This is a genomic window from Nostoc sp. UHCC 0251 (assembly GCF_034932245.1).
Classification (GTDB): domain Bacteria; phylum Cyanobacteriota; class Cyanobacteriia; order Cyanobacteriales; family Nostocaceae; genus Nostoc.
In genome coordinates this window covers 1-20,551 of sequence record NZ_JAYGHD010000067.1, presented here as the reverse complement: position 1 = coordinate 20,551, position 20,551 = coordinate 1, and the positions used below count along the sequence as shown (strand labels likewise).

The window sequence follows — 20,551 nt, the reverse complement described above, 5'->3', positions numbered from 1 at the left end:
CGGCATAACACACCCTACTGAAATATTTTCAGAAATCAAATATGATTCCTATAGATAATTTGTATAACTACTGGGTGAACTCAGTATCTAAGCAGGCTGACCCAATATCAACAAAAAGCGATCGCGATATACTAAACCTAAATTGTAAAAGGAAATAGACCTGATGAACTCTCCTGATAATCAGTATCTACCAGATAATCAACCGTATAAAATTTACGAATTTAAGAAAAGTGATCAGGAAAAAGTCCCTGGTTATTTAGTAGTTAGTACTGCGAAACTGAACGTTGAGACAGAAGAACATAATTCTAATAGGTATTTATCATCAGTTGCTAATCAAAAGTTTTTTAATATCAATGATGGACAAGCTGAACCTTCAGCCCAAGAGATGATTGAGCAAATTGCTAAAAGATTGCAATCAAGCCCCGAACCAGAAATTATTATAAATATTCATGGATATAGTTCTACACCATCGGATACAGAGATAGGCTGCAAAAAGATTTATGAATATGTTAATACACATATTCAGCAACCAAATAAGTATATTTTTATCGGATATAGATGGCCATCAGAAAATCCCACAAAAACGGATGAGTCTGGTTCTTTTGGGCAAAAGCTAATCAACGCATTTTCTTCTCTACCAACTTTACTAGCTATCAATTTAGGTTTGGGACTAACATTTAGTATTGGGTCTGCCATAGTTTTATTATTCCTAAATATTTTGAGTAATAGCGCTGTCCACTTCTTCACAGCGATATTAATTTTATCTGGAATTGTATCTTCAGTTATTTTTACATTAATTATTCTCAGGATATCTACTTATTTTCGTGATACATATAGAGCAAGTAATTATGGAGTTACAGATTTAGTTGAATTAATTAGACAGCTCGATCATACTGTAAAGTTACCTGCAAACAAACGCATTAAATTATCTTTTATTAGTCATAGCATGGGTTGTTTTGTAGTTACAGATGTAATTCGTATTCTCTCTGATGTTTTTGACGTTAAATCTATTAATAAAAAACCGGATTCGGATATTGGTAATGTATTTCGATTAGGTAGACTTGTGCTAGTTGCACCTGATATACCTGTAGAAAGTATCTTGCCAGGACGTGCTAATTTTCTTCGCTCTTCTTTACGTCGCTGCGAAGAAGCTTATATATTTTGTAATGAAGGAGACTTAGCATTACGATTTACCTCTACTGCCGCCAATTATTTTAGTTTTCCAGCGCGAACTCGTATTAGTGGATACAGGCTTGGTAATATAACAGTTAAGCATTTTAACAATAAAAATGATTTAGTGGGACACACACCCAGATATGGAGTTGTTAATTTACACAAACAAGAATATGGCAAAGGTTATAGGCTTGATAACCCTTATAAATATTTAGAAATTCGTTCTTCTAACCGCGAGCATAGAAGACTTGAAGACATAACTGAAATATCAGAAGGGTCAGTACCCGCAGATTTATTTACATATTTTGACTGTACAGATTATAAAGATAATCAGATTAATCAGATAGGAATTGTTAGTTCTGCCATCCAAAAGCCAGCGATAAATTTTGGTAATTATATTTCCCTAACCTTCGCATTTATTCGGAAGTCTATTAACAATAGAGATCCTCAAGGTGTTGATACCCACACGGGCTATTTTGCAGGTGGTTTTAGCCAGAAAGCTATCTATGAATTAGCTTTTTTAGGATTTCAAGGATTTTTGCTATCTTTGTCAATTCAAGGAGACGAGTCAGAGCAAATTAGTCTTTTTTCCCAAAAATGCCAGGAAAAGCAAATTCAAGTGATTCTTGCACCGCAAATTTATCAACAAAAGACTCAAAAGACTCAAGATTAGATAATTTACGCATCACACCCCATAAAAAAAAGGAGGCAGTTACTAACTACCTCCTGACAAATTAAAGCTTGGATGGGCTGAGAAATGCTTTGATAGCAAGCTAACAACTCAGCTAGCTGCTCAAAAACATAGTCAAGACCACTCCCAGGATAATCGATCCAGCGCCAAGGATGAATGACCAGAAGCGATGGTAACTGTTGACAATGGTGCCATTTTCACTTTGGAGTTGAATCAGATCCATCCAAGGTGCAACACCCCGACGGAACCAACCTACCGCCCCAACTTGTTCACCAATCAAGCTTTGAACTCGCTTCATCCCAAACAGAAAATTGCCGATGGGGCCAAAACGTGAGGCGTAATGCAGATAAAGCATCCCACTACGATCCTGAATTTTTAAATCGGAACCAAACTTATAACCAGCGTCGCCACGACCAATTAATTGACCTTCAAGTTTTGCAGGTTGTCCGCGCAACGGGCTGGCGTAGGGGTCTGACATCAGGGTGAGAATGTCAGTTTCTGGTGCTTGTTTGTAGCCGGGGAACATTACCAAGGCTTTAACAATAATCCCCATCCCTAAGCCAATTAGTGGCGCACCTAATGCTAAACCTGTGTTTGGGGAACTTGACCACAGAATTACACCCATTACCAAGCCAACAAAGAAACCAATTGTTTCAGCGCCATACAGCACAACATCTAAAAAGAAGTTACCGTAAAGCCTACTTTTACTCAGAGTTTTACCTTCGCCTACAACTCGCCCCATATCAAACTCAGTCGGTAAACCCAATTGTTCGGCATAGGTGCTTAACGCACGAACTCGTTTACCTGTCAAGGGATGAGTTGAATTTAACTCCATCCACCATCCCCAAGGGTTAAACATATCCCACAGAAAGACGCGACCAATTTTTTGCGGGTCGGATGCAATGCGGTAGGCGGTTCCTGTGGAAGCGGCGGCTTTATGGTCATAGATACCCAAGGCGCGAGTTCCTTCAATTAAACGGCTGGGTTCTTGTGTCCGTGAACCTTCTTCTAATATGCCGTAAGCAATCTTTACCAAAGCGCGGGATAATCCATTGGGATTACCTGTACTTTCTGCTGCAAAGTGGTCAGCAAAGTATTCTCGTGTCCGAGAGAGGTACAGCAGTAGATAAGTACCAATGACATAAAACACGTAAGCAACTAAACCAGCAGTTTGCATAGCATCTTTAATTTTGCTATCGCCACCACGCCCAAGTCTTCTGGCTGTGCTGTAAATCAGGTAGCAAATTTGCACTAAGGTAGAAGCTACAGTCATCACTGCAAAGTCCCAGTGGACAATGTGCCCTAATTCGTGAGCGTAGACGGTAGCAATTTCATCATCATCCAAATATGTAAAAAGTCCCTGACTGACTACTAAACGGGCACTGTTAGGCAATGAGCCATAAGTAAAAGCTGTGGGGTTTTGGTCATTAATAATTCCTAGCCGTGGTGTTTTGAGATGGTTCTGCTGACAGACTTGGCGAATAACTTTAGCTGTTTCTGGACTGAGGGTTTCAACTTCTGCTAACTCTACCCAGCGAGTTTGGTAAAGCCATCTCTGGGTTAAGTCCATGAGAAATGGAGACAGAAAAAAGGCGGCGATATTAAAAACTAGGGTAATACCAATAGCGATCGCTAATCCTTGGAGGGGATCGTTGCTACCCAAAATAAATACTAAGCTCAAACCTAAAGCGAAGACCATGCCAAACAACAAGGTCATGGTGACACCAGAAGCTAAGGCTAAACTACCACCCACACCCCCCATTGCTAATTTCATCCCAGTAGTGGCGGCGCGACCAGCTTTTTGGCTGGCGTTGGATTGGGTTGCTGGCGTTTGCCGGAAGGATTGACTAGCTTGTTCAGCCCAAATCCGAGCTTGTGGGTTTTCACTCATCATTAACTTTTGACACAGGATTTTGGCTTTTTCGATTTCGCCTGTGGCTTGATAGGCTTTCATCAGCCACATCTGTGCTGAAAGATAATCTGAGGAATCATGATCAACGCAACCGTGGCTGAATTGTTCAAGTAATTCAACCGCTTCTTGATAACGTTTTTCTTTTAAGGCATCTAATCCAGATTGCAATGACATAGAATCTCCCTAGCAAAGGAGTGGTATTTGATCTATCAATACTCAATAGATCCAGCGATCGTCACTGCAATTTCGTAAAAATTTAAATACGGGCAGTATAAATTAGTTACTTAAGTAAAAGACTAGAGAAACATGAATTACTATGTATCTCTAGCCTGGGTACGCATAAATCATTTTTAAGGCTTTCAAATAATGCCTGTAATAATACTTAGGATGTTTATATAGTAATTAAGTTGCTACGTTTGCGTTCTCTGTGTTCGGTAATCATAGAATAAATGTTTTGAACTAAATCTTGCTTCACCCGATCAGAGTAATCATTGATTACCCAAATGGTTCACCCGATTGGGGGAAGACGATAAGCAATGTTGAACTCAGATTGATAAGATGAAGAAAAGGTAAAGATTTGTGCTATGACTATTTTTAACATTGCGAATCCCCTGGTTGCGATCGCAGGGCAAACCCGTCAAGCTGCAAGTAAGCTAGCGATTCTCTCCACTGAGGCAAAAAATCAAGCACTTGTTGCGATCGCCCAAGCTTTAGAATCAGCTAAAGACGAAATTTTACAAGCAAATGTTGCTGATTGTGAAGCTGCTACTGCCGAAGGAATTCCCAAACCACTTTATAAGCGCTTGCAGCTAGATGAACATAAATTAAGAGATGCGATCGCTGGGGTACGAGATGTTGGTAAGCTAGCTGATCCTGTTGGGAAAGTGCAGATTCACCGCGAACTTGATACTGGTTTAATTCTTAAGCGAATTACTTGTCCTTTAGGCGTTTTGGGGATTATTTTTGAAGCACGTCCAGAGGCGGCGATTCAAATTGTTTCCTTAGCGATCAAATCGGGAAATGGTGTAATTCTTAAATGCGGAAGGGAAGCGGTGCGTTCTTGTGAAGCAATAGTCAAAGCAATTAAGCAAGGATTATCTCAGACTGCTGTTAACCCTGATGCAGTACAGTTGCTAACAACTAGAGAAGAAACTTTAGAACTTTTGAAATTAGATAAATATGTAGATTTAATTATTCCTAGAGGTTCTAATTCCTTTGTCCGGTTTGTGCAGGAAAATACACGGATTCCTGTATTAGGTCACGCCGATGGTATTTGTCATCTTTATATAGATAAAGCCGCTGATCTTTTTAAAGCAGTTCCGATTACCGTCGATGCCAAAGCACAATATCCTGCTGTTTGTAATGCGATTGAAACTTTGCTTGTTCACTCCTCTATTGCTACAGAGTTTTTACCAAAAGTTGCTGAGGCTTTGCAAGAACGCCATGTGGAATTAAGAGGTGATCAAAGCACCTTGGAACTTTTGCCTAATATCATCGCGGCAACAGAACAGGACTGGGAAACAGAGTACAGCGATTTTATTTTGTCGATTAAGATTGTAGATTCTTTAGAAGGTGCGATCGCCCATATTAACGAATATGGTTCTCGTCATACTGACGCGATTATTACTGAAGATTCAACCGCTGTTGAAACTTTCTTTGGATTGGTAAATTCAGCCAATATATTCCACAATTGTTCCACCCGTTTTGCTGATGGCTTCCGCTATGGTTTCGGTGCAGAAGTAGGGATTAGTACGCAACAAATGCCTCCTCGTGGACCTGTTGGTTTGGAAGGGTTAGTGACATACAAATATCAAATGACTGGCGATGGTCATATTGTCGCTACTTACACCGGGGCTAATGCCAGAGCTTTTACTCATCAGGATTTTGAGATAGATTTTTAACTATGGGATAGTGCAAAAATAACCCGTTTTTAATTTGGCGAGTTTCAAAAAGAATTCAAAGCCTCTCTTTTGCAAAAGAGAGGCTTTCCATATAAATAATTCCACTAACATCTCGTTCCCAGGCTCTGACTGGGAATGCCTAATGGGAGGCTCCGCCTCTTGACTTGCGGCAGCAGCCCAATGATGGGCATTTCCAGCCAGAGGCTAGAAACGAGGTTTTAAAAGAGTTTTTGCTTAAGTTGACACGTATGGGCAATGCCATGCCTCTACGAGAAATCTATATGTAGCAGAGTTTTCGTGAATTGATATTAGGCAGTCTTGTGTTTACTAATCATCCCTTCGATCAGTAACGCTTTTTTTCTTTGCCATGTCTTCACAAGCATATATTGTGGGCATCATAATCCTAAACCAAATATATCAGCTAGCAGCCATAAAACTTTTTGGCAGCAAGTTTTCATTTACAACTATAGTATCGACCTATGGAAGATAGTTCTAGACGTTATCTCTTTGTTTATCAATATATTTTGTCCATTAAGCTGATTTGGCGATGCCTACAGATTCAATTGGGAGTTATCTGTAGCGTAAGTGTTTGGACATTATCAGAAGCTCAGTTACAAGCTGCCCAAGTACATCAGATATGGAAATCACCTTCAGAATTAACTGAGCGAGTCATCAAAGGAAATTCTGAGTCGGTAAAGCAATACTCAAAACTTAGAACTCACAGAGATTTCAAAGCAGGGAGTTGGGCCGATAGCACAACGTTAGCGAGTCTGCGAGTGTTTGGCGAACTGAACTTTGGGGAATTATCGATGCCGCTCCCCTATCGATTAGAGCCAAAACCTATTTTGATTGCGGCCCCCGAAAACTTCAATCCTGATTTGCGATTACCGCCAGCGCTACCCGAACCACCGCCGAATCCTAGCCCACCAACAACTCCCACCGAGCCAGGAACGCCGAATGCAGTTTTAGAAAGTATCTATACGGACTATCGCTATGACACAGACAACTTTGGCCAAACCAATTTATTCTTTGAACCAACGGCTAATTTTCGATTGAATAATGGTAATAAAATATTTTTCAAAACAGGTTTTAACTTCTTTGAGCAACGCGGTGTTGAATCAGTTACTAATTTTCCCTTGCAAGTTGGATGGCAGGGAAAAATTGGGCAAGTGACTCTGCAAACAGCAGCCGGAGTCGATGTGTTCAATCGTTTACCTACAGCTATCAATCTCAATGCTAAGGTTGAGGTTCCCATTTCACTGCCGCGAGTTTCCTCATCCGGTCAATTGCTATCGGTAGTAGTACTATCAGGTAATTTGGAACAAGGGCCTTATAAATCTAATGCTCGAACTTTAGACAATCAAATTACTGCTTGGCGATTTGGGCCTGATTTATACTGGCAGATTGACCGTAACACCAGCTTGTTTTCATCGTTGCGTTTGGGTAGTTACAACGATGGTAATGCTGAGGTGCAGTCATTTAGTAGGCTAGAGCGCAAGTTTGGGCAGTTTTCTCTGGCAGCTAACTTATTCAATTGGAGTTTTGATCGCAATTTAGAACGCACAAGTGGCTATTTTTCTCCACCAGATTTCCTAGTTTACAACGCTGAGGTGGCTTGGCAAGGAGATATTGCTAAGTTCTTACGCTGTCGCCTCGCTGCTAACTTAGGACAGCAGCGGCTTCAAGGAGAATTTGACAACGCCTACACCTATCAAACGCGCTGTACAGCAAAGCTTTCACCAAATATAGAAGCAGACCTTGGCTATAGCTTTAGTAATGTCCGAAATCAAGAAACTGGGGGAAGTGCCTACGGTGGTAATTCCTTGACAGGAAAATTGCGGGTCAAATTTTAGGAGTTACTAAATAATTCGTAATTTATAAGCTCAAAAATTAAAGCACCAATTCTGAATTTTTAATTTTTAATTCTCAATTTTAGCAACGACTTTAGCCGGAGATCAGACTTAATAATGAAAGCACCATTACCTGATAACGAAACACAGCGAATCGAATCTCTTTTGGAGTATAAGATCCTCGATACTGATGCGGAAGCTGGTTTTGACGACCTTACCCGTTTAGCTTCCTATATTTGTGGAACTCCCATTGCCTTAATCAGTTTAATTGATAGCGATCGCCAGTGGTTCAAGTCAAAAGTTGGTTTGGATGCTCTAGAGACACCGCGAGACTTGGCATTCTGCGCCCATGCTATTCTGCAACCTGAGGTTTTTGTTGTGCCTAATGCCACAGAAGACGAAAGGTTTGCTACAAACCCGTTAGTCACCTCTGACCCTAATATTCGGTTTTATGCTGGTGTACCACTAGCTAACGCTGAAGGATATGCACTAGGAACGCTTTGTGTAATTGACCGTGTACCAAGAAACCTCTCTCCAGAACAAGTTGAAGCATTACGAATTCTAGGTCATCACGTAATCAAGCAACTAGAAATGCGTCGCACTTTAGCAAGTTTAGTATTGGCAAGTCATACACATAAACAGGCACAGAAGGGACGCAAACAATTTTTTAAAAGAGTAGCCGGAGGGTTTGGGTTAGCATCGGTAATTTTAGTTTTGATTGGCGTAATTTCTTATCAAAATACACATACATTAATTAATACAAGTAATCAGGTACAAAAAACCCAAGAGAAAATCAATAAACTGGAAGAATTACTGTCCGAGATGAAGGATGCTGAGACTGGACAACGCGGTTATATTCTCACTGGGCAAGAAAGTTATCTGGAACCTTATCAAGCAGTAGTTACAAACATCGATCCAAAAATTGCAAAATTGAAGGATTTAATTGCAGATCAACCTAGCCAAAAAAAGCAGTTTGCAACCCTTGAATCTCTGATAGCTGAAAAACTTGTCATACTCAAGCAGACTATATACCTGCGTCAAAATCAGGGATTCGAGGCAGCGTTGCAGATAATCCAGACGAATCAGGGAAAACATCTCATGGATGATATCCGTAAGACCATCCATGAGATAGAGAATGAGGATAAAAGTCTGCTTAAACAGCAGTCACAAACTGCAAAAGCCAGTGCTAAAAACACGATTTTGACACTTGCGATCGCTATTTGTTTAAGTTTTCTGATTCTGGCTATAGTTTACTACTTGATTTCTCGTGAGGTCAGAGAGCGTAAATTAACAGAGGAAACACTAAACATAGAACGCAACTTTATCTCAGCAGTCCTTGATACAGCCAGCGCTTTGGTAATAGTTCTTGACACACAAGGGCAAATCGTTCGCTTCAATCAAGCTTGTGAACAAACAAGTGGTTACTCATTTGATGAGGTGAGAGGAAGGCATTTCTGGAACCTGTTTTTACTTCCTGAACAGGTAGGGCTGGTTAAAGGAGTTTTTGAGCAGTTGCAATCTGGTGAAGGGCCCAAAAAGTACGAAAGCTATTGGGTAACTAAGGATGGCAGTCGGCGGCTTATTGCTTGGACTAACACTACCTTGCAAGACTATGAGGGTTGCGTTGAATACATTGTTGCCACGGGTATTGACATCAGCGATGTTTACGAGGAACTGCGTTTACGCAAACGAACTGAACAACATTTGAAAGCACAGTACTCTACAACACGCGTCTTAGCAGAGTCAACTACAATCGACGAAACCATGCCCCAAATCCTGCAAGGAATCTGCGAAAGTTTGGGATGGACTTTTAGTGAATTTTGGATAGTAGATCAGCAAGCAAATCTACTGTCCTTGCTAAATACATGGTATAAAATCTCCTTTGAGATGCAAGAATTTGACGTCCTCAGTCGGCAGACTACGTTTGCACCAGGAATTGGGCTGCCTGGTCGTGTCTGGGCTAGTGCTGAACCTGTTTGGATTGCTGATGTCGTCAAAGATCAGAATTTCATCCGCTCTCAAATTGCTGCCCAAGCAGAACTACACGGAGCTTTCGGTTTTCCGATCTGTGGTGGTAAAAAAATCCTCGGTGTCATTACCTGTTTTAGCCATGAGATCCAGCAAGCTGACCCAGATTTGGCAACAGTCATGAATTCTATTGGTGAGCAAGTAGGGCAGTTTATCGAGCGCAAGCAGGCAGAAGAAGAACTTCAACGGCAAAACTTGCGATCGCAACTATTTACTGAAATCACCCTCAAGATTCGTCAGTCTTTGCAAATCAAAGAAATTCTTCAAATCAGTGTTACAGAGGTACAAAAAATTCTCCATAGCGATCGAGTTTTGATTTATCAACCTTTGGCAGATGAATCTGGAGCCACCATCGTTGAGGCAGTAGTTTCTGGCTGGCTGGCAATTAAGGAGAAAGAGCTAACCCGTGCTTACTTTCAAACGGAATATACACAGCAGTACTATCTACAGCAGTTCCGTCAAAAACGGAATCTAGGGCTTGCTGATTTGGATCTAGTCGAAGTCCAAAAAAGCCACATGGAATTACTGCAACAATTTGGAGTCAAGTCCAATTTGGTCATACCGATTCTGGTCAAAGAAGAACTCTGCGGTTTACTGATTGTCCATCAGTGCGGCAGTTCCCGCCACTGGTCTAGCTTTGAAACTCATCTTTTACGACAAATAGCCGATCAAGTAGGTATTGCCTTAGCCCAAGCCCAAATGTTAAACGCAGAAACTCAACAGCGACGAGAACTTGAAGTTGCCCGTCATCAAGCTGAATTAGCTTCTAAAACCAAAAGTGCCTTTTTGGCGAACATGAGCCATGAAATCCGAACTCCGATGAATGCTGTGTTGGGCATGACAGGCTTAATGTTAGAAACTCCCCTAAACTCCGAGCAACGCGATTTTATTGAAACAATTCGCATTAGTGGCGACGCTCTCTTAAGCCTAATCAACGAAATTTTGGATTTATCCAAACTTGAGGCTGGGGAAATGGCATTAGAAACTCTAGATTTTGACTTATCTACCTGTGTGGAAGAGGTGTTGGAATTGTTGGCTCCCCCAGCCCATAATAAGGGATTAGAAATTGCCGCGTTAATCTATCCCAATGTCCCCACCCAGCTGCAAGGTGATGCTGGCCGCCTGCGGCAAATTCTCATGAACCTAATCAGCAATGCGATCAAGTTCACTAGCAATGGAGAGGTAGTACTACGAGCAGAATTGCGTTCGCAAAACTCTACTACAGCCACCATCCATTTTGCCATCACAGATACTGGTCTTGGCATTACCTCTGAAGACCAATGCAAACTCTTTACGCCATTTACCCAAGTAGATGCTTCCACCACCCGCAAATATGGCGGTACAGGTTTGGGATTAGCCATCTGCAAGCAACTGGTGAGTTTAATGGGAGGAGAAATTGGCGTAGACAGTCGGTTGGGCAAAGGATCTAAGTTTTGGTTTGAAGTAACTTTCGCCCAGCAACTTCACCCTATTTCCTTAGAAAGTGATGGCTTCGCCAACGCCAAGGGCGAACGCGGACTTCTGACTAATCGGCGCTTGTTAGTAGTGGATGATAATGCTACTAATCGCAAAATCATCCATCATCAAGCTATTCGTTGGGGAATGCAGGTAGATCAAGCTGCTTCGGCTGCTACTGCCCTGCAAGCTATTGAGAAGGCTGCCAAGCAGAAAAATCTATATGACGTTGCTGTGATTGATATGCAAATGCCAGAAACAGATGGCATGACTTTGGGAGAACAAATTAAAGCAAATTCAGCGATCGCTGGGCTACCTTTGATTATGCTTACCTCTACTAATCAACGGGATGAAATCCAACGAGCGCTAAAAATAGGATTTGCGGCTTATTTGATCAAACCTGTTAAACCGTCCCGACTCCTCGATACCATCATGACTATTTTAGGAACGCAGATGGAACAAGAGGAGCCAGAATTTAAGAGTCAAGAGTTAAAAGTGAAAAATTACGAAAACAATAGCAACTCTCATTCTTCTTTCCCTGACTCACCCAAACTTAGCAGTTCGACTACGCTCACTGCTAAAACTGAGCGAAGCCGAAGTTTTAGAATTCTCTTAGCTGAAGATAATCTGGTGAATCAAAAAGTTGCCTTGAAGCAACTCCAAAGCCTGGGTTATAGCGCTGATGTCGCTGGTAATGGAAAAGAAGCCTTGCAACTATTAGAAAAAATTCCCTACGATTTAATTCTGATGGATTGCCAAATGCCAGTTCTCGACGGTTTTGAAACCACAAAAGAAATTCATCGTTGGCAAGAAAGTAGGTTTGTCAATGGTTGTCGTCCTGTAGTAATTGCGATGACAGCTAATGCCATGAAAGAAGATCAACAAATGTGTCTAGATGCAGGAATGGACGACTATCTAAGCAAGCCAGTAATGAAAGAAAAATTGGCTGTGGCGCTAGAGCGTTGGGGAAGTGTGATATTCAAGGAGAAAGAAACTTCTACAACGGATGTAGGTTCAGTTAACCTCCCAATTGATTGGGAACGCTTGCATCAACTCTCAGAAAACAATCCAGAATTTGAATTAGAACTACTGCAAATATTTGTTGAAGATATTCAACCTCGTCTAGAGGTACTTAAAATAGCGATCGCAGATTATGACTTTGAGCAAGTAGCACTCCAAACCCATCAAATTAAAGGTGCTAGTGCCAATGTTGGAGCTATAACCATGCATCTAGCAGCAGAAAAGCTAGAACAATTAGCTCACAAGCAGGAACGTCGAGGTAGTACTAATTTAATTTCAGAGTTAGAAGAGTTTGTTAAACTTATCCAAGAGTTTTTAATCAGGACTCTTAGTTCTTAAGTACAGACGCGATTAATCGCGTCTCTGCAAACTCCTGCTGTAAATTTAGTAATATTTACCAATAAATAAACAGTAACGATTATCTACTGTTGGCTCATAACTCAACTTGTCCGCAATAACGGACATGATTTTTAAACCACGACCACGCTCTCGCTCATTCTCCTCAAATTCAGATGCTTGTTGTAGTTGCCGCTCTAAGTCAAAAGGTTCACCTTGAGACCAAATGCAAATTTCTATGTATTCATCTAACCGCATAGCTTCTATTTCAATAGGAGTTTCAATAGGTAAATTTCGGTGGGCATGTTCAACAATGTTAGTAAAGCCTTCCATCATAAGAGTTTGACATTGCCACCAAATTTGTTTATTGGGAATAGGTGGTTGATTTATCTGCTCGAACCAAGACAACACTTGAGGCGATGCTGTTAGGTCTGTGTTGACTTTTAGATAAATTTTGTTTTTCACTTTTTAACCAATAAAATATTTTGAGATGATCATATTCGGTAATTAATTTATTTAATTTGAGTATTTTCACTATACATTCAAAACTGAATTGCATATAAGTTGAATAGGAGCAATTGCTTACTTGAGTAAAATTTAATTTATGTTTAAAATTTTGGTTATTGATGATGACCCGATAGTGCGAGCAGTACTGAAAAAAACCCTCCAAAATCAAGGTTATCATACCACTGTAGCCAGCAATGGCGAGGAAGGAATTACACAAGCAAAATTACTACGTCCTGCTCTGATTATCTGTGACTGGATGATGTCCCAGCTAGATGGATTAGAAGTGTGTCGTCGAATTAGAGCAGATTCAGAGTTGGCAACTACTTTTTTTATTCTATTGACGGCTAGGGGAGCAGCTCGAGGAGAAGAGGAAGATAGAGTTAAGGGACTTGATGCTGGAGCAGACGAGTTTGTTTCTAAACCAATAGAGATGAACGAGTTGAAAGCACGGGTAAGAGCAGGGCTAAGATTACACCAGCTAAATCAAGATTTACAAAGTCAAAAAGAAGCTTTGGAGACACTAAATCAAGATTTACAAACCCAAAAGCAAATTTTGGAAGCAGAATTAGCTGAGGCCGCTGATTATGTGCGATCGCTTCTACCCTCACCACTTGTAGGAACAGTAACTACAGAAAATCTGTTTATTCCTTCAGCACAGCTAGGGGGTGACTGCTTCGATCATCATTGGATTGACGAGGATAATTTGGCAGTTTATTTATTAGATGTGTCAGGTCATGGGGTGGGTTCAGCCCTTTTATCTGTATCCGTGCTGAATGTTCTGCGATCGCAATCTCTACCAAACACTAACTTTTGTCAACCCAGCGAAGTCTTAAAAGCGCTTAATCACGCCTTCCAAATGAGTAAGCACGGTGATAAATACTTCACAATCTGGTATGGAGTTTATCACCGCCTTAAACGTCAACTTATTTATGCCAATGCCGGACATCCACCAGCTTTGCTGTTATCTAATACCTCTACAACAAGCATCCAAATTAAACAGCTAAGTTCTTTAGACCTACCAATTGGCTTTTTACCTGATATTCAATTTGAAGATGCTGTTTTTGAGATTGAAGAAAACAGCACCTTATACATCTTTAGCGACGGTGCTTATGAAATTAATCAGTCAGATGGCAAAATTTGGGGTATTGATGCTTTCATTGACTTACTAACAAAATATAGCCTGAGAGATACGTGTAACCTAAATCAACTATTAGCGAACATTCTCACCTTAAATGCTCAAGATAATCTTGATGATGACTTATCTTTGGTAAAAGTTAACTTTGGTTAGTATAGTCAAATATGCAGATTCAAATTTTGTAGTGTCTACTAGCTAGCTGACTGTATTGCCAATACTTGGCTATTGAATTCATCCTGGTCAGTAAACACTTGAAAAATCCTATCCATTTTAGTCAATTCAAACAACATCCTGACTTGATCGTTGAGAGAACAGACAAACATTTTACCATTAGCATTTCGCACCATTTGCATTACTGATACTAAAGCACCTAAACCAGAGCTATCGATAAATTTTAATTCTTTCATGTCAAGCAACAAAATATCGGCTCCGGTTGCCACAGTGCCGCTAATTTCACGACGCAGTTCATTACCTCTAATCCCATCCAAAATTCCAGATAATTCTATTACTGTTACACTCAAGCTCATGATTTTTACCTATTATTTGATTTCAAAAAATGTATCTATATTTTGGCATTGACATAAGGTAAACCGCAATAGGAATAACATACTTTTATGTTTTATATACAATAGAACACAATTGATTGCTTGGTGATGTTTAGCTGTTGCAGTAAAAAAGCTAGCATCCACACATTGGCGGTAAATTTCAATAGCTTCATTCAAAGTAACCATCTTAAGACTCTTTCCGAGGTTGCCAAACAGATGCGCGGATGATCACCGACAAAAGTAACAAGTTATATATAGCCCATACACTATTGAGTAGGTGAACTTCAGGAGAATTTAAATGACCACTTACAAAACGGTAAAGGCTCCATAACATCCCCAGGATAGTAAGGATAAAAACAGCTAACTGTGGCCAAACCAACCGGAGATAAATCCCGGATTGCCGTTGCTTGGGAGTTACTTGAAAATTTATTTTTTGTCCTGTAAACACACTCCATACGGCTTGAATTAGCAGGGGAAATAAAGCGATCGCATATTGTTCGGAGCGCCAAACTTCACTAGCTGGAATGCCCCATGTAGCTGCTAGGAAAGTGAGACGGTTGACAATAAAAGCTGGGAAGAAGTGTAGGGCAAAGTCAGTACCGTAGGCTTTAACTGGAACAATGTCCGTAAAAAAATAAATAATTGGACAACAAATAAAGATCAGAGTTGCAAAACCAGAGAAATAACTATACATCGTCTTAAAATATTGCAACCTTTGCCAAAATGTTAGCCCTGATTTTGTCAGTGGATTTTCCCTTACTAACACTTGGATAGTTCCTTGTGCCCAGCGTAGCCGCTGTTTAAGAGTAGAACTCAGATCATCTGGTGCTAAACCTTCTGCCAAAAGTTCATTGTGATAAATAGATTTCCAGCCAGCACTATGCAGACGCATGGCTGTATTCATATCTTCGGTGATGCTATTACTCGATACCCCACCAACTAAATCGAATTCATCTAAACGCTTTTCATCTTTGGCAAATTCATCAGCAAAATTTTGTAGTCCTACACTAACTAATGCTTCACGCTTTAGTATTGCATTTGTGCCTGTATAGAACGCAGCATTCATGCCATCTTTACCTTGTTGAAGTGGCCCATAAAATAAATTTGCTCGATGTCCAAAAGGATCGCCTGGAGGAATATTGTAAAAATCTTGGCGGGTCTGGACAAAAGCAATTTGATTCTGGTCGTATTTCCCTGTTGAAAGATTGTAGGTATAGAAATAAGGCAGAACTCGCTTAATAAAATTTGGCTTGGGAATATGATCAGCATCGAGAGTAACAATAAAATTTCCTGCCGTTTCCCCAGAAAAAATTGCGTAATTGATGTTTCCTGCTTTAGCATGATGCGCTACGCCAGGTGTCTTGGGACGAGCAATGTAGCGAAATCGGGAGAGTTCTAGCAGTTCCAGTTCTTTCTTGCGAATAGTTTCTTCTAAAGCTTTCTTTTCAGTAATTAGGCGTTCGTTAATACTTTGATGCTGTGGAGGCAACCAAAGAATAAACTGTCGCAGACTTTGGACAAATTCGCTAGTAAACTGCTTCGCCTCTGATTCTGATGATTGCAGCCATTGTTCAGCAGCTTGAGTATTAGGTGTTAAATTTTCCAGTTCTTTCAAGCGCTCTAGCAAACAAGAGTGTTCTGCATCAATCCGATTTGCTTCTTGTTGTAGTTGTGGTGACTGCAAATCCTCAATACACAATCTTTGTGTCATAGCCCGCATATCAGCCGAGTTGCCGTCATCCAGGACATAAACGCATAACTTTGTTGGCGGGTAATCCATTGCTAGAGCAGCTTTGGCAGTTTCTTCTACAATTTCCGGCGGCTCGTTGTAGCAGGTTACAAACACATCTACTGTTGGCCAGTCTGATCTGGGTAGAGGTGGGATCATCTGGTCGAGAGACTTAACCTGTCGCACTAAAGGACGCCATAACCCAATCACAAACATTACCCCGCCGAAATAGCTATAAATTTCTGCTATCAGCAAAGGAATAGAGATCCACAGCGCATCAAAATTGATGGAATGTGTGACGCGCCATTGCAAATACCAGATACCAAAAATTAAATTGATTTCTGCTAGATAGCGAAATAACAGCGTTCTTTTTTTGAGTGATGAGCGACTGTTACCGGGAAACTTTGAGGAATTATCAATAAGAGAAACTGAAGTCATCTTAGTAATATTTTAAATTTTAGATTGTGAGAGAGTTAATCGTAGTTGTTTTTAGCACTTTGTTTATTAAAGTCAGGACTTACGCAAAAATTGCTAATACGTAAGCCCTATCTCCATTTAAATTATCTGCATACTCTCAGAACAAGTATTCCCTAGTTGAATTCATTACTAACAACCTATTACCAATTACCAACGCAATATTACTGGGTAGGGGTAGTGAAAAAGAACGCGGGGACGCGTCGCAATACTTTTCGGTTAAGGGGGAAAGGGGAAAGGGAAAGGTTTTAATTCACCTTTCCCCCTTACCCTTTAACCTTTTCCCAGACCAAAAGAGAGATTAGACCTCTTGCAAAAGTGCTTTTTGCAAGAGGGGAAAAAGGGTAAAGGTTAAAGGGGAAGGGGACAATACAGAACTTTTCCCCCTTCCCCCTTCCCCCTTTCCCTTTTCCCGACTTATGCAAGAAGTCTATTGTTAGGCTTATCCGAAAAGTATTGGGACGCGTCGCGTCTTTGCATCCCTGCGTCTAATTATCCTTAGTGTCGGTTGCTACCTGAAACCCAGTAACTTCCAGAACTATCAGAAATTAATCTGGTTTGTTGTGTGGCATTATTAGGTAAACCTCGCCCAGAATCTCCTTTGCTAACAGCTTGCCACCAAGGAGATTTCATGTTGGTAGCCGGACGAATTAGGGGTTGTTGATTCATCACTTTGTACAGCAAGGATTGCAAAATCATACTGTTGGTGCTGCTAGTGAAACCAATTGCTGTTTTACCTGTGGCTTCATAGAAACCCTCATAAAATCCGGTTAATGGATTGTATAAGTCAGTCGTTCCTTGCAGTAACTGTTGACTATACTTGTTTTCTGGAAGCAAGGCATGATAGGCGAAAGCGACTGCTGTACTTACCAATCGCCCTTTTGGTACAGGTTGACCGTCATCTCCTACAGCCACCCAAGACTCACCCTGCCCAGTAATTGAACTGTGGACAGTGTAAGGTTTACGATCAATCAAGGTGGTAGCTGAGGCTGTGAGAGTAGCAGTCCGACGGTAACGTTCAGCTTGCGCCTGGAAAATTGGCTCAAAGAGCGATCGCATTTTTGGATCTAGTCCAAACTCCAATGCATAGAGTAAGAAAGGATTACTAACTGTGTATTGGTTAACTTTAGAGTTAGTATCCGCGCGACGACGTTGGAGAGGTACTTTCACTCCCTCTACTGAAGCTGTTTGATATTCACCGCCAACAGCAGAACGTTCAACATTAAATCCCCATAATTGAAAAGCACGGGCTGCATATTCTTCATAACCCAAACGGGTTTCGGGGTTTACGCGGGTAAGCGATCGCCCATCTTGTTCTTTGGTGGTTGTAGCACTAGAAAGAATACCTTCACGCACCACACGTAAATATGACCAATCCAGCACAATTTTATCTACGGCTGCCGTATATTCTGGATGACAGGTTTTTAAGTTGTAAAGTGCTGCCAGCATTCTACCTAAATCTAAAGCTGACCAGCCGTTTCCTTCTGGAATTGGATTTCCACCGTAATCTACTGATTGCAGTGTTCTGGTATTGTAACCTCGACCAGGTAACTCTCCAGCAAATAACGGTAACTTTGTCAATGCTGCTAAAATATGCCGGGTGCGCCGGTCAAATTCTTTGGGAGTAATTATATCGAGCGATCGCGCTGCATGGAGTGCTGCGAGATAATCTCCTAAGCCCCAGAGGGTTGCGCCTTTGAAATCACTGCGATCGTCTATCAGCCCACTTTTGGAGTGATAATTCGCTTGAAAGTATCGCCAAGCCGCCTCTGCATAGCGCCGTTCAATTACTGAAAGTGGTCGATCTAGTTTGAGGTTAGATGATTTGGGACTATCCACTGGTGGAATAGGTGCAACGGCCACTTCTGTAGGTTTAGAAGTGTTTGCAGGGGTTGCGGTAGGAGTGGTAACAGTAGAATTCGGTTGAGCAGTCGGAGTAGTAACAGTAGAATTCGGTTGATTCGAGGGGGTTGCAGGAGAAGCATCTTCACTAGGCTTGCCAGTAGACACACTCACAGAACCAGAAGCAATTAATGGGCGATTTCCCTTAGCTTTGTAGTATAAAATCTCCAAAATCAGCCCATTAGTATTACCTGTCAAAGCTTTATTGGGTTGTTTTGATTCTTCATAAATACCAGCATAGTAACCACCATCATCAGGGCTGCGGAGATCCTTGACTGCATCAAAAAGTTTTTGGGCGTATGCATTATCTGGAAAAAGATAGCGCCAGCCAAAAGCAGCTTTGGTGCTGATGCTACGAAACTGGGGATAAGGTTGATTGGCATCCGTGATTGTTGCCCAATTTGCACCGTTTGCGTAGACGGTGTTGTAGAGAAAATAAGGTGCTTGGTCAATATTATCTTCTGTGACCGCAGTCAACTGACCTGTGGTATCATAACGCCGTTTTTGCACATCTAAAACCCTAGCAGCAAAATCAGCTAACTCACCTTGCAAGCCAAACTCAATCCCTTCAAGGATATAAGATTCACTAACAACGTAATTATTAGCGTTAGTGCTTTTAAAGTCACGGGTATCAACAGGAATTTGTACACCATTAATTTCGACTAACTTAAATGGCTCAAAAGCAATAGCTTTTGGTGCAGAAAAACCCCAAAGTTCATAACCCCTCGCGCCGTATTCTTCGTAGCCGAGTCGTCCTTCTTGCACCAGTAATGTTTTGTTGTCTGGGAGAACAGTAGCGCCAAAAAGTTGTCCATCTTTGAGCGATCGCGCTACTTGCCACTTTGCTACAATTCCTTTGAGCCAATCATTATATTGCGGATGACAGGTGCGGATAACATCAAACGCAGCCAGGATTCGCCCGACATCCAAAGCAGACCAACCAATACCCCGCTCTAGCGGATTATTGCCATAATCAACCATCTGTCCATTGGCTGCGTTATAGACTTTATTGGGTAAAGCATCCTCAAATAACTTTAAGCTGTTGAGAGTTGTCAAAAACTTGTTGAGGCGTGCATCAAAGTCTGCTTGATCGGTAAGATTTAACCATCGTGCAGCATTCAATGCCATCAGGTAATTTCCCATATCCCAGAGTGTACCTGAAGGATAACCCCCGGTAGAATTGGTAAATCCTGTTGCTGGCTGATAGTTTTTCACAAAATACTGCCAAGCAGCACGAGCATAAGTTTGTTCTTCAGGGGTGAGCGGAGCTGTAATACTGCTACAACTACCAATATTGGTGGTAGCACCAGGATTTTGAGATAAGGCTGGCATTGGGATGTAAAAACAAAATTGCAAAAATGTCCCGCTAAGGAACAATGCAATCCATCTCAACAGCTTTTTTGGATATTGAAAACTCTGTGCTGGTATTTTATTCATTTTGACTTCTGACTCCTGCCCAAACAGTGAGTGACTCTCCGATTTACTTGTATAAAAAACTCTCTAAAATTACGCCATTATTGTTGGCAGTAAAAGTTATATTCGGCTGACGCAGAGATTCTTAAAAGCCGTTGTAACAGCTATTTTCAGACTGAAGTTTGGCTTGAACGATATCAAATAAATGCCACGTATAAGTAGGATCACTGCTAGTTGGCCTTAGTAATAAGTGTTTTAAACTTAAGGCTGGTAACTGTTTCACTACTGAGATTTTGCTATGGGAGCAGTCTGAGAAAGTTGCTTAGACCAAAAATTTAAAATTGCGATCGCTATCACAGCGTTAACAACTCCTACAGAAGCTAGTCTGGACAAGCTCTTAGAGGATGTTTGAAAAGTCCTATTGGCGGTATCAAAAGTTTTAGATCCCCCTAAATCCCCCTTAAAAAGGGGGACTTTGAC

General features: G+C 41.1%; 10 protein-coding genes and 1 pseudogene. 5 read left to right on the top strand and 6 right to left on the bottom strand.

Features of this window, described 5'->3' with window-relative positions; genetic code table 11:
- Positions 1-163: 163 nt before the first annotated feature.
- Entirely contained in the window at positions 164-1,846 is a 1,683-nt protein-coding gene (locus tag VB740_RS10575; RefSeq protein ID WP_323199978.1) for an alpha/beta hydrolase, read from the top strand.
- A 112-nt stretch (positions 1,847-1,958) separates the two neighbouring features.
- Here the strand turns inward: VB740_RS10575 and VB740_RS10570 are convergent, their stop codons facing one another.
- Entirely contained in the window at positions 1,959-3,950 is a 1,992-nt protein-coding gene (locus VB740_RS10570; protein ID WP_323199977.1) for a zinc metalloprotease HtpX, read from the bottom strand.
- Between the two features lie 410 nt (positions 3,951-4,360).
- Here VB740_RS10570 and VB740_RS10565 point away from each other — a divergent pair, with 410 nt between their 5' ends.
- The 3 genes from VB740_RS10565 (at position 4,361) to VB740_RS10555 (ending at position 12,369) form a co-directional block, all read left to right on the top strand.
- The gene (locus tag VB740_RS10565; RefSeq protein ID WP_323199976.1) at positions 4,361-5,677 is read left to right on the top strand and encodes a glutamate-5-semialdehyde dehydrogenase; all 1,317 of its coding nucleotides are present in this window, start codon (positions 4,361-4,363) and stop codon (positions 5,675-5,677) included.
- Between the two features lie 479 nt (positions 5,678-6,156).
- The gene (locus VB740_RS10560; protein ID WP_323199975.1) at positions 6,157-7,530 is read left to right on the top strand and encodes a hypothetical protein; all 1,374 of its coding nucleotides are present in this window, start codon (positions 6,157-6,159) and stop codon (positions 7,528-7,530) included.
- Between the two features lie 114 nt (positions 7,531-7,644).
- Positions 7,645-12,369 carry a response regulator gene (locus VB740_RS10555; protein WP_323199974.1) on the top strand — a complete coding sequence of 1,575 codons (4,725 nt, stop codon included), beginning with the start codon at positions 7,645-7,647 and terminating at the stop codon, positions 12,367-12,369.
- 45 nt (positions 12,370-12,414) lie between these two features.
- On the opposite strand, the gene VB740_RS10550 is transcribed toward VB740_RS10555, so the two are convergent.
- Complete coding sequence (locus tag VB740_RS10550) at positions 12,415-12,831, bottom strand: anti-sigma regulatory factor (protein WP_323199973.1); 417 nt, start codon at positions 12,829-12,831, stop codon at positions 12,415-12,417.
- A gap of 139 nt (positions 12,832-12,970) precedes the next feature.
- On the opposite strand from VB740_RS10550, the gene VB740_RS10545 reads away from it, so the two are divergent.
- Positions 12,971-14,161 (top strand): SpoIIE family protein phosphatase, encoded by a 1,191-nt coding sequence (locus VB740_RS10545; RefSeq protein WP_323199972.1) that lies wholly within the window; start codon positions 12,971-12,973, stop codon positions 14,159-14,161.
- A gap of 38 nt (positions 14,162-14,199) precedes the next feature.
- Here VB740_RS10545 and VB740_RS10540 read toward each other — a convergent pair whose 3' ends face one another.
- The 4 genes and pseudogenes from VB740_RS10540 to VB740_RS10525 all read right to left on the bottom strand — a co-directional run.
- Positions 14,200-14,535, bottom strand: a complete 336-nt coding sequence (locus VB740_RS10540) for an STAS domain-containing protein (RefSeq protein WP_323199971.1) — start codon at positions 14,533-14,535, stop codon at positions 14,200-14,202.
- Between the two features lie 205 nt (positions 14,536-14,740).
- Entirely contained in the window at positions 14,741-16,720 is a 1,980-nt protein-coding gene (locus VB740_RS10535; RefSeq protein ID WP_323199970.1) for a glycosyltransferase, read from the bottom strand.
- A 534-nt stretch (positions 16,721-17,254) separates the two neighbouring features.
- Positions 17,255-20,095 (bottom strand): DUF3131 domain-containing protein, encoded by a 2,841-nt coding sequence (locus VB740_RS10530; protein WP_416289607.1) that lies wholly within the window; start codon positions 20,093-20,095, stop codon positions 17,255-17,257.
- A 258-nt stretch (positions 20,096-20,353) separates the two neighbouring features.
- Positions 20,354-20,551: pseudogene (locus VB740_RS10525) on the bottom strand (hypothetical protein); the annotation flags it as partial.